The sequence below is a fragment of the Marinomonas hwangdonensis genome, from assembly GCF_003721245.1.
Taxonomy (GTDB): Bacteria; Pseudomonadota; Gammaproteobacteria; order Pseudomonadales; family Marinomonadaceae; genus Marinomonas; species Marinomonas hwangdonensis.
Map to the genome: position 1 here is coordinate 122,375 of NZ_RIZG01000002.1, position 11,124 is coordinate 133,498.

The 11,124-nt window shown below is 46.2% G+C and carries 10 protein-coding genes; 8 read left to right on the forward strand and 2 right to left on the reverse strand.

What is annotated here, in order from left to right; translation table 11 throughout:
* Positions 1 to 3 precede the first annotated feature (3 nt).
* Positions 4 to 702 carry a hypothetical protein gene (locus EBI00_RS03595; RefSeq protein ID WP_241556935.1) on the reverse strand — a complete coding sequence of 233 codons (699 nt, stop codon included), beginning with the start codon at positions 700 to 702 and terminating at the stop codon, positions 4 to 6.
* A 246-nt stretch (positions 703 to 948) separates the two neighbouring features.
* Here EBI00_RS03595 and miaB point away from each other — a divergent pair, with 246 nt between their 5' ends.
* The 5 genes from miaB to lnt are packed head-to-tail and all read left to right on the forward strand — an operon-like array spanning position 949 to position 6,302.
* Positions 949 to 2,304 (forward strand): tRNA (N6-isopentenyl adenosine(37)-C2)-methylthiotransferase MiaB, encoded by a 1,356-nt coding sequence (gene miaB / locus EBI00_RS03600; protein WP_123094560.1) that lies wholly within the window; start codon positions 949 to 951, stop codon positions 2,302 to 2,304.
* A 29-nt stretch (positions 2,305 to 2,333) separates the two neighbouring features.
* On the forward strand, positions 2,334 to 3,380 hold the full coding sequence (locus EBI00_RS03605; protein ID WP_123094561.1) for a PhoH family protein: 1,047 nt from the start codon (positions 2,334 to 2,336) through the stop codon (positions 3,378 to 3,380).
* Complete coding sequence (gene ybeY / locus EBI00_RS03610; RefSeq protein WP_123094562.1) at positions 3,380 to 3,844, forward strand: rRNA maturation RNase YbeY; 465 nt, start codon at positions 3,380 to 3,382, stop codon at positions 3,842 to 3,844. The genes EBI00_RS03605 and ybeY overlap by 1 nt, the downstream gene beginning before the upstream one ends.
* Before the next feature lie 12 nt (positions 3,845 to 3,856).
* On the forward strand, positions 3,857 to 4,723 hold the full coding sequence (locus tag EBI00_RS03615) for an HlyC/CorC family transporter (protein WP_123094563.1): 867 nt from the start codon (positions 3,857 to 3,859) through the stop codon (positions 4,721 to 4,723).
* Between the two features lies 1 nt (position 4,724).
* Positions 4,725 to 6,302: an apolipoprotein N-acyltransferase gene (lnt, locus tag EBI00_RS03620; protein WP_241556936.1), complete on the forward strand. Its 1,578-nt coding sequence runs from the start codon at positions 4,725 to 4,727 to the stop codon at positions 6,300 to 6,302.
* Between the two features lie 30 nt (positions 6,303 to 6,332).
* On the opposite strand, the gene EBI00_RS03625 is transcribed toward lnt, so the two are convergent.
* A complete protein-coding gene (locus EBI00_RS03625) occupies positions 6,333 to 6,767 on the reverse strand; it encodes a hypothetical protein (RefSeq protein ID WP_123094564.1) in 435 nt (144 codons plus the stop codon).
* A gap of 185 nt (positions 6,768 to 6,952) precedes the next feature.
* Between EBI00_RS03625 and leuS the strand changes: the two genes are divergently transcribed.
* The 3 genes from leuS to holA all read left to right on the forward strand — a co-directional run bounded on the left by leuS (position 6,953) and on the right by holA (position 11,034).
* Positions 6,953 to 9,400: a leucine--tRNA ligase gene (leuS, locus tag EBI00_RS03630; RefSeq protein WP_123094565.1), complete on the forward strand. Its 2,448-nt coding sequence runs from the start codon at positions 6,953 to 6,955 to the stop codon at positions 9,398 to 9,400.
* Positions 9,401 to 9,467: 67 nt separating this feature from the next.
* A complete protein-coding gene (locus tag EBI00_RS03635; protein WP_123094566.1) occupies positions 9,468 to 9,983 on the forward strand; it encodes an LPS-assembly lipoprotein LptE in 516 nt (171 codons plus the stop codon).
* A gap of 25 nt (positions 9,984 to 10,008) precedes the next feature.
* Entirely contained in the window at positions 10,009 to 11,034 is a 1,026-nt protein-coding gene (holA, locus tag EBI00_RS03640; protein ID WP_123094567.1) for a DNA polymerase III subunit delta, read from the forward strand.
* The last annotated feature ends 90 nt before the right edge of the window (positions 11,035 to 11,124 follow it).

Consider the following 11,124-nt stretch of genomic DNA (forward strand, 5'->3'; position numbering starts at 1 on the left):
CACTCAATGAAATTCTCTTTCGCGTTGTTGTAATGAACGCGCATGATCAAAATAATATTCAATCATAGCACCAGCATAGTCGTAGTCTTTGCCCGTCCTCACGATCAAGCCCACTCGACCTAGTTGTCGATATTTTTTGGGCTGGTAGTAGGTCTCTAAACGCCAACCTATTTGATTGCCGTTGTATTTTTCTCGAAACAGTGACACGCGATGATCTTCATTAAGGTAATACCCGAGACCAAACCGTGAACTGGTAATGTTACTGAGGGTAATATCAGCCGATACATAATTCGTAGTGAAAGCGACGTCCCCAATAAACACTTCGCCCATAAACTGCCCCGACACCTCACGCTCACTGGCCAAGGTTTCATCCATTGGCTCCAGCTCACTTACACCTACACCCAGACCAAGACGAACATACTCACTCTTTAAAAACCAGTTCGAGGTAAATTCAGATTGCGCAAAACTGTCCCGAGAAGACCCCGTTAATAAATAATTACTGTTCAACAGCACCTGAGTTGAAAAAGTGTCATTAAGGGGAATATTAATTTTGAAATCAATATTCATAAGCGACTTTTCATTCAACAGCCCATAACCCAAGCCAAACGCAAAATTAGGCGACTCATCGCTCTCTTCAGCCAATGCGTTCAGACTGACACTAATAATAAAGGGTAACAATAAAAAACGAGATAAATTGGTCAAAACATACCCAAATAGACAATTCATAAATATAAAGCATTGTGACGGGTCTTGCACAAAAGCTCCAGCTGAAAAGAGTCGAATGACGACGGCTTACTATTTTGATGAGATGTCTCAACTGGCTTTTTTAGCGTCGTTTTTTGACTTAATGTCAGGGGAATTGAGAACACCCCTGTGATTCGTAAGCAAAGCCCAATATAATAAGAGCAACGTCGATTAGACAAACACATTTTTAGGTTTATACGTTACATGGCAAAAAAACTCTTTATTCAGACCCATGGCTGTCAAATGAACGAGTACGACTCGTCTCGTATGGCAGACTTACTTGGCGAAAGCCACGAGATGGAACTCACAGACAACGCAGAAGAAGCCGACGTGCTTCTTCTAAATACTTGTTCGATTCGTGAAAAAGCCCAAGACAAGGTTTATCACCAGCTAGGACGTTGGAAAAAGCTCAAGCAAAAGAACCCGAATCTTGTCATCGGTGTGGGTGGTTGTGTCGCCAGCCAAGAAGGCGATGCCATCCGCAAGCGTGCCAAGCACGTGGATATGATTTTTGGCCCCCAAACTCTGCATAAATTACCCGAGATGGTCAATGCGGCAGGCAAGCACATTCCAATCACGGATGTGACCTTTCCTGAAATCGAAAAATTTGACCACTTGCCAGCTCCAAGGGTAGACGGTGCCGAAGCCTTTGTTTCCATTATGGAAGGCTGTAGCAAGTACTGCACTTTCTGTGTTGTGCCCTACACTCGCGGCGAAGAAGTCAGCCGCCCGTTTGATAGCATTCTAAAGGAAGTGATGCAGCTTGCTGAACAAGGCGTTCGCGAGATCCATTTACTAGGGCAAAACGTTAATGCCTACCGTGGCGATACGGCGGAAGGTGACGAAGCCGATCTTGCTGACATTATTCACGCTGTGGCGCAAATCGATGGCGTTGAACGCATTCGTTTTACCACGTCGCACCCTGTTGAATTCAGCGACAGCTTAATAGAAGCATTTCGTAATGAACCTAAATTGGTCAGTCACTTACATTTGCCCGTTCAAAGTGGTGCTGACAAAATTCTTAGTGCCATGAAACGTGGTCACGATCGTCAATACTACATTGATAAAATTAATCGCATCAAAGAAGCGCGTCCTGGCATTAGTTTGTCATCCGACTTCATTATCGGCTTCCCTGGGGAAACCGACGAAGACTTTATTGACACCATGAATTTAATTCAGGAAATCGGCTTTGATCACTCGTTCAGTTTTGTTTACAGTCAACGTCCTGGTACGCCGGCGTCGAATCTAGAAGATGACACGCCGGAAGACGTGAAAAAAGAGCGCTTGTCTATTTTACAGCGTCGTATTAGCCAACAAGCCTATGATATTAGTTTATCCATGGTTGGCGAAGTACAACGCATTTTGATCAGCGGCTATTCACCTCGCGACCCTGGACAACTTCAAGGCCGAACTGAAAATAATCGGATCGTCAATTTCCGTGCATTTGATCCGCAGTTAATTGGCAAATTTGCTGATGTCGTCATCACTGACGCCTACCCTAATTCCCTATTAGGTGAGCTAGTCGGCTCAGAACTCGATACCGACTTTGTATTGCAATAACAATGCACTTTAAAAATCAAAGGTAGATCTTGGAAATTACACAGACAACTCAACAAATTCGTTTAGCCCCCGCCGAAGCCAAGGCTTTGGCGGCTCTATGTGGCCAATTAGATGAAAACATCAAGCTAATAGAAAAAAGATTGGATGTTTCCATCAAGTATCGCGCAGAACTCTTCGATATTTCAGGAGAAGACTCTGAACATGTGGCGGCAACCAAAACCTTGCTGCTGAACCTCTACCGCGAAGCCTTGGCCAATACAGAAATTACCCCCGAGACCATCCATCTTTACTTGCAAGAGTCGGCGGTTGAATCGCTTTCTAGCAACAAAAGAGACAAAGGCGATCAGTTGGTTATCAAAACTCGCAAAGCCTTTATCAAACCCAAAGGTAAAAACCAACAAGGCTACGTAAAACAAATTCGCAAGCACGACATCAACTTCGGCATTGGACCAGCCGGTACGGGCAAAACCTATTTGGCTGTTGCGTGTGCGGTTGAAGCCCTAGAAGCCGATCGTGTTGAGCGCATTATGCTGGTTCGTCCTGCGGTTGAAGCTGGCGAGAAGCTGGGCTTTTTGCCAGGCGATTTGTCACAAAAAATCGACCCCTATTTGCGTCCGCTTTATGATGCCCTGTACGAAATGCTTGGCTTTGAGTTGGTTGATAAACTGATTGAAAAAAATGTCATTGAGATCGCACCACTGGCCTTTATGCGTGGTCGTACCTTAAACAATGCCTTTATTATTCTGGATGAAAGCCAAAACACCACACGCGAACAGATGAAGATGTTTTTGACGCGGATTGGTTTTGGCTCTACCGCGGTGATCACCGGTGATACGACCCAGGTCGATTTACCCCGTGGCACTACGTCAGGTTTGGCGCAAGCTATGCACGTTCTAAGAGATGTAAATGGCATCAGCATGACGCTATTTAACTCCGCTGATGTGGTTCGCCATCCGCTTGTTCAGCGTATTGTAGAAGCCTATGATAAGTTTGATATCGAAGTGGAAGAAGAAAAAAAAGCTCGAACAGAAGCCCGTCTCAACGCACAAGCTGAACACACTGCAGGTAATCCGTAATGGCGCACTTAGAACTCGACCTACAAATCGCAACGCAAAATACAGAGCAACTGCCCAGTGAAGCCGATTTTAGGCCATGGGTAGAAAAAGCCTTGTCCGATTGTGACGAAGAGTTTGAGGTGACCATACGCATCGTCGATGAAGAAGAGAGCCATGCGTTAAATCACGAATACCGCGGCAAAGATAAACCGACTAATGTCTTATCTTTTCCATTTGAAGCACCACCGGGACTTGAGCTACCTTTACTAGGTGACTTAGTGATTTGTGCCCAAATTGTTGCCAAAGAAGCAGAAGAACAAGAAAAACCGTTATTTCATCACTGGGCGCACATGACGATTCATGGCATCTTGCATTTACGTGGCTATGATCATATAAATGACGATGAAGCAGACGAAATGGAATCACTAGAAACCAGTCTATTGGCTTCCATGTCGATTCCCGACCCTTATTTGATTAAAGAGTGAGCTAATACCCCAATGAGTGACGACCGATCGAGTTTATCCAACGATCAACAAAAATCTTGGTTTGAACGTTTAACCCAAGCCTTCAATGATGAGCCGCGCAGCCGCGCTGATATCGTCAAAATTTTAGATGCGGCCGTAAAGTCTGACATTATCGACAGAGACGCCTTTACTATTTTGGAAGGGGCACTGGAAGTGTCTGAAGTTCAAGCTCGGGATATAATGATCCCACCGTCACAGATGGTGGTGATAAAATCCGAAGACAATCCGAAAACGTCCATTCGTAAAATCATCGATTCATCCCATTCACGTTTCCCAGTTGTTGGTGAAGATTCTGATGAAATCCTTGGTGTCCTACTGGCCAAAGATTTACTCCCTCTCTTGTTCAAAGAAGATGAGATAACCATTGAAGATATTTTAGCTCGTTTGCGTCCAGCGAATTTTATTCCAGAAAGCAAACGCTTGAATGTTCTATTAAACGACTTCCGCACCAAACGTCACCACATGGCATTGGTTCTTGATGAGTACGGTAGCGTGTCTGGTTTGGTCACCATTGAGGACGTACTGGAACAAATCGTCGGTGAAATCGAAGACGAGACAGACAAACTTGAAGACGAAGGCATTCAAGCAACGTCAGAACCTGGCGTTTACCTTGTACCGGCATTGTGTGAAGTCGAGGATTTTAACGAGTTTTTCAAGACTGATCTCAATGAAGAAGAATTTGACACCATTGGCGGCATCTTGGTGCAACAGTTTGGTCATGTCCCTCAACGAGACGAGTCCTTATTTTTGAATGACTTCCACTTTCAGATTGTTAAGTCGGACGGTCGACGCGTGAAAACCATTCGAGTCACCAAGCCCAAACTGACGCCTGTAGAATAGTATGGCAACAACCCCCTCTAAATCGGGTTCTTCAAAAGAAGAACCCGTGTTTTTTTTGAACCGTTTTATAAACACCGCTTCCCCCAAACTCATTGGCTTCATGGGGTTATTGGCAGGCGCTGTTGGTGCTACCAGCTTTTCACCCTTTTATTTTTGGCCGGGCTATTTTATTAGCTTGGTTGTTTTTAGCCTTCTCGTAATCACCAGCCCAACCGCTAAATCTGCGTGCTGGCGCGGCGCTTCTGTGGCACTAGGTTTCTTTGGTGCGGGCGTGTCTTGGGTGTATGTGAGCATTGCGGAATACGGACAAGTCGGCCAGATTATCGCTGGACTGATTACCTTCGCCTTTGTTGCCGTGCTGTGCACTTTTTGGGTATTTGCCGCATGGGCATCATGGAAACTGGGGCGACGCTTCACATTCCTCCCCACCAGTCTATGGATTACCCTTAGCTTACTGCTGGGGGAATTTGCACGCAGCACCTTATTTACTGGCTTCCCTTGGCTACTCCCTGGCTACGCGATTGAAAACACCTGGTTGTTTGAGCTCTTACCCATAGGCGGAATCTGGCTGACCAGCGCCTGTGTGCTACTCACCTCCAGCGTTATGGCCAGCGCTTTACTGAGAAAAACGCGACAAAGCCCGTTAATGGTCGTTGTGATTATCGCTTGGGGCGGCGCTGCATTTTTAAACTACTTTCCTACCTCATGGGTAGAACAAACCGGTACTCTCAAAACCACCTTGGTACAAGGCAACGTTAAACAAGACGAGAAGTGGCTTGCACAGACCGCTGGAGAGTCACTTGCTTATTACCAACAAGCGACCATAGAAAATCTCGACAGTGAGTTAGTCGTTTGGCCAGAAACGGCTATCACCTACACCTACCCGCAAGTAGAGCCCTATTTTGCTGCTTTTAGCGAAGAGCTGGCTAACACAAACACCACGTTAATTACGGGTATTCCAGACGTTAGTCCAAACAGGAAGCACTATTACAATGCCATTTGGGCAACGGGAGAGGGGTTCGGACTTTACTACAAGCGTCGACTGGTGCCCTTTGGCGAATACATTCCATTTGAAGAGTACATAGGGCCTATTTTGGATGTTTTTGGTATGCCTATGTCGAGTTTTAAAGCGGGCGATAACAACCAACCCGTACTGCAAGTCGGTGAATGGGGGGTTGCGCCCTTTATCTGTTACGAAATCGTCTATGCAGAGCAAGTTAGACGCATGGTCAGAGACAGTGATTTCCTCATTACGATCAGCAATGATGGCTGGTTTGGCACCTCTATTGGCCCTTGGCAGCACCTGCAGATTGCACAATTTAGAGCCAAAGAAACGGGGCGTTATGTGATCCGCGCCACTAATACGGGCATAACCGCTTTCATTGATGAAAAAGGCGCTGTGGTGGCGCAAGCCCCGCAATTTGAAAGAACCACATTAACCGCAGAAGCCAAAGCGTTTACGGGCAATACGCCTTATGTACAATGGGGCTACTGGCCGATGCTTTGGCTGCTAAGCCTGTGTGTGATTTTTTCCTATCTAAGTGGATTAATCGCTCATCGACAAAGAACAGCGCATTAATCACTAACACTATCACCTAATAGGGTATTTTTAGTCGTTGGTTTCCTCATCGTGGTGAGTCGACATCAAACCATAGTGACAAACTTCACAAGGCGCCAGCGCTTGTTGTGTTTCAATCACGTTATCATAGCCACATGACATGCAATGGTAAGTGCCTGGTTCCACCAAGCTGCCAGCAACATGACACTGCTCAAGCGGTACAGGGTTATTGTTAGCATGATTGATCAGCCACAACAAAGCCGCGTCTTCTTTTTCATCCAAATCGTCAATAAGCTCATGACCTTCGTCCAACACTAGGTGCCAGTTCGCGTCTATCCATGCTTCGGTGTAACCCATTTTGTCGTGCCAGTAGGCTTTCATTAACGCCACGTCTTCTAAAAACCAATCTTTCGCACCCATTAAGGTTTTTTGGGCTTCTTCGACTAAATTCGCTTCATTGTCGTTTTTTACTGGATCTTTTTTCATGGATTTCGTAACTCCTTCTTTATGCAGCTTCTAATTAGAGCCTCATCTCTATAAAATAGCGACTATTTTCAAACTCTGTAAGCTGAAGAGTGATTTTTTGCATTAAATCGCGCTATTCGCCTTTCTTTTATACTAGAAAATAACCTTTTACTAATCTGACGTCGACCACGGGATAAGAATACATCATGCAAGAACAATACAATCCGCAGCAAATTGAACAAGCGGCTCAATCATTTTGGGACGAAAACAAAGTCTTCAAAGCCGTCGCCGATTCCAGCAAAGAGAAGTTTTATTGCCTTTCAATGTTTCCTTACCCAAGTGGCCGCCTACACATGGGTCACGTTCGTAACTACACCATCGGCGATGTCATTTCTCGCTATCAGCGCATGCAAGGCAAAAACGTCCTTCAACCGATGGGGTGGGACGCCTTTGGTTTACCCGCTGAAAACGCCGCCATCAAACACAAAACCGCACCAGCAAAATGGACAACCGAAAACATCGCCTACATGAAAGGCCAGCTTAAAGAGCTAGGTTTTGGTTATGATTGGGACCGAGAAATCGCCACCTGCACGCCTGAATACTACAAATGGGAGCAGTGGTTCTTCACCCAACTCGTTGAAAAAGGCTTGGCCTACAAAAAAACCGCTGCGGTGAACTGGTGCCCCAATGACTTAACGGTACTCGCCAATGAGCAAGTGGAAGATGGAGGTTGCTGGCGTTGTGGCACCACGGTCGAAAAGAAAGAGCTTTCTCAGTGGTTCATTCGCATTACGGATTACGCAGAAGAACTGTTAAACGATCTAGATCAACTAGATGGCTGGCCAGAAAAAGTTAAAGCCATGCAACGTAACTGGATTGGTCGCTCTGAAGGGCTAGAATTCAGCTTTGAAATAACAGATAAAACAGAGCGTCTGTCAGTGTATACGACGCGCCCAGACACCATCATGGGCGTCACTTATGTGGCGGTTGCCACTCAACACCCATTGTCATTAGAAGCCGCTCAAAACAATGCCGAGCTTGCTGCTTTTATTGAAGAAAGTAAAAAGATGTCAACCACTGAAGCCGACATGGCAACGGTCGAGAAAAAAGGCATGGACACAGGCTTTAAAGCCATTCATCCCATTACTGGTGATGCGGTTCCTGTGTATGCAGCCAACTTCGTGTTGATGGATTACGGCTCGGGTGCTGTGATGTCGGTTCCTGCTCACGACCAGCGTGACTTTGAATTTGCTAAAAAGTACAACTTGCCCATCAAACAAGTCGTCCAATCTGCTGGAGAGGAAACCCTCGATTTAGAGAACGCCGCTTTCACAGATAAAGGCACACTTTGCAACTCTGGGGAATTTGACGGATTGGCATTTAAAGAAGCCTTCGATGCTATTTCTGCTTGGATGGTTGAACGTGAGCTTGGCGAAGTGAAAGTTAACTATCGACTACGTGACTGGGGTGTTAGCCGTCAACGTTACTGGGGAACCCCTATTCCTACCATCAACTTAAAAGATGGTTCGGTTGTTCCTGTGCCAGCGGATCAGTTACCGGTTGAATTACCCACCGATGTGATCATGGACGGAGTGAATTCTCCCATTAAAAACAACCCTGCTTTCTCCTCCATTATGTTCAATGGCGAAGAAGCTGAGCGCGAAACCGACACCTTCGATACCTTTATGGAATCGTCTTGGTACTTTGCACGTTACTGCTGCCCAGATTCTACCGATGCCATGCTAACGGAAGAGGCGAATTACTGGCTCCCTGTTGACCAATACGTTGGTGGTGTTGAGCACGCTATTCTGCATTTGCTGTACTCACGCTTCTTCCATAAGTTATTGCGTGATGCTGGCCTGGTGAATTCTGACGAGCCATTCAAACGATTGTTAACACAAGGCATGGTTAACAAAGACGGCACCAAGATGTCCAAATCAAAGGGCAACACGGTCGACCCTCAAGAAATGATTGAAAAATACGGTGCCGATACGGTTCGTTTGTTCATGATGTTCAGTGCACCACCAGAGCAATCACTTGAATGGAATGACGCAGGTGTCGATGGCGCTTCACGCTTCCTACGCCGCTTGTGGGCTTTGTGCTATCGACACATGAATGCCGGCAACATTGGCAAATTGAACCCTGCTGAATTAAACGGTGCTCAAAAAGCCTTACGACGTAAGACCCATGAAACCATCCAGAAAGTCACTGACGATATTGAGCGTCGCCAAACGTTCAATACGGCCATTGCTGCTGTGATGGAACTTTGCAACGACATCAGCAAGTTCGAAGACGCCTCTAAACTGGGTCTTGCCGTCCAGCAAGAAGCGTTGGAAGCGGCCACTTTATTGCTGTCTCCGATCGTTCCTCATATTGCCCACCAGCTATGGAGCGAGTTGGGACACAGTGACAATATCGTTAATACACCATGGCCCACCTTGGACGAAGCGGCTTTAGTAAAAGACGAATTGACCATTGTGGTGCAAGTATTAGGTAAAAAACGCGCTGAATTGACAGTATCAGCCAGTGCCGACAACAAAACCATTGAAGCCGAAGCACTTGCCCACCCAGGTGTCATAAAACACCTAGAAGGCAAAACCGTACGCAAAGTGATTGTTGTGCCAGGGCGATTGGTCAATATTGTTGCGAACTAACTAAAGCCTAAATGAGGGATGGCTACGCCGTCCCTCCTATCTTCATCACATCACCGAGATCATCGATATGATAGGCACATTGACACATACCTCTCGTTACCTTTTACTCGTATTAGTGACCATGTCGTTAATCGCGTGTGGCTTCCAATTACGTGGTAATGTCACAGTACCCGACAGACTCAAGGTCATTACCTTAACCTCCGACAGCGGCTCTGAGAGTTTCGATCGCGCACTACGTATCTCACTAAGTAGAGCCGGCATCATGATCATTGATCAAGCGAACGCGACACCGGATACGTTAAACGTCAAAATCAACGCCATTGCGTCCACCGATACTGAGCTGGCGCGTGACGCAAATAATGACATTTCCCAATTACAGCGTCGTCTAAGCGCGTATTATTTTATTCGCCAAGCGGATGGCAAATCGGTGTATGGCCCACGAACCATTACCACCACACAAACACTCGCGAATCAAAACGCAGAAGAAAGTGCCAAAATTTCTTACAACCAAGCTCAAACAGAAAGCATGCATCAGGCGCTGGCAAATCAATTGCTGTATGACCTGAGTTATGCCCCATTATAAACCGCACGTCGGTTAGGCAACGCGAATGAAAGTCAGAGTTGATCAACTAGCACAACAGCTTAATAAAAATCTCGCCCCGATTTATATTCTTTCAGGGGACGAGGTGCTCTTATGTCAAGAGGCTGCTGACCAGATTCGTAAAGCTGCTCAAAACCATCAGATCGATGAACGCTTACGCTTCGTTGCCGACGCCCAGTTTGATTGGGAAGAGGTCATCAACGAAAACCAAAGTTTATCGCTGTTCTCTAATCGTCGCCTATTTGATATTCAAATTGATAAAATGGGTGAAAAGCACAGTAAGGCCCTAACACAATTAGGCCAATCTCTGAGCGAAGATAACGTTATTTTGTTAACCCTACCGAAAATTGATGCCCGCACTCAAAAAGCTAAATGGTTCACGCAGCTAGAATCAAAAGGCGTCTTTGTTCAAATTTGGCCGATTGATGCCACCCGCCTTCCCGCCTGGGTGCAACAAAGAGCGCAGACGTTAGAGCTAACACTGACCCGTGGGGCCGCTGGCATTGTGTGTGAAAGAGGCGAAGGCAACCTGTTGGCGATATCGCAAGAGCTAGAGAAGCTGGCGTTATCACACGGTCGAGGCGCCAAGATTGATACGGAAAAAGTCGTTGAATCTGTGGCAGACAGCAGTCGCTATTCTATCTTTGATCTCAGTGATCGACTGCTGCTTGGCAAAACCAAAGACGCCATGCATTGTCTAAACCAACTGATGGGCGAAGGTATAGAAAGCAGCATCATTTTATGGCTATTCAATAGAGAAATCCAAACGCTCACCAACTTACTGCGCGCCATGCAATCCGCCAGCCTGCGTCAGGCTTGTCAGGCCGAAAAAATTTGGGACAAACGCGTGCCTTTTTATGAAAGCGCCATGTCTCGGCACAATGCCATTACCCTGCCCTACATGCAAAACTACCTAGCACTCATCGACAAAAGCATCAAAGGACTCGATGGCCCGGACAGTGCAACGGGTTTTCGCAACCTCGTTATGATGTTTTGTGGTTACAAGCCAACGGTCACTGAATTGGATATCTAACTCAAGGTTTTTCTCAATACCAAAACGCCTCTATCAATCTCTGCTTTACACCCTGCCACACCTTATTTTCCTTATAGGAATTAAGGTTAT

What these genes read in the sequence shown, in the direction of transcription:
- miaB (WP_123094560.1), top strand. Translation starts at nt 949, where the DNA reads ATGGCAAAAAAACTCTTTATTCAGACCCATGGCTGTCAAATGAACGAG.
- ybeY (WP_123094562.1), top strand. Translation starts at nt 3,380, where the DNA reads ATGGCGCACTTAGAACTCGACCTACAAATCGCAACGCAAAATACAGAG.
- EBI00_RS03615 (WP_123094563.1), top strand. Translation starts at nt 3,857, where the DNA reads ATGAGTGACGACCGATCGAGTTTATCCAACGATCAACAAAAATCTTGG.
- lnt (WP_241556936.1), top strand. Translation starts at nt 4,725, where the DNA reads ATGGCAACAACCCCCTCTAAATCGGGTTCTTCAAAAGAAGAACCCGTG.
- EBI00_RS03625 (WP_123094564.1), bottom strand. Translation starts at nt 6,767, where the DNA reads ATGAAAAAAGATCCAGTAAAAAACGACAATGAAGCGAATTTAGTCGAA.
- leuS (WP_123094565.1), top strand. Translation starts at nt 6,953, where the DNA reads ATGCAAGAACAATACAATCCGCAGCAAATTGAACAAGCGGCTCAATCA.
- EBI00_RS03635 (WP_123094566.1), top strand. Translation starts at nt 9,468, where the DNA reads ATGATAGGCACATTGACACATACCTCTCGTTACCTTTTACTCGTATTA.
- holA (WP_123094567.1), top strand. Translation starts at nt 10,009, where the DNA reads ATGAAAGTCAGAGTTGATCAACTAGCACAACAGCTTAATAAAAATCTC.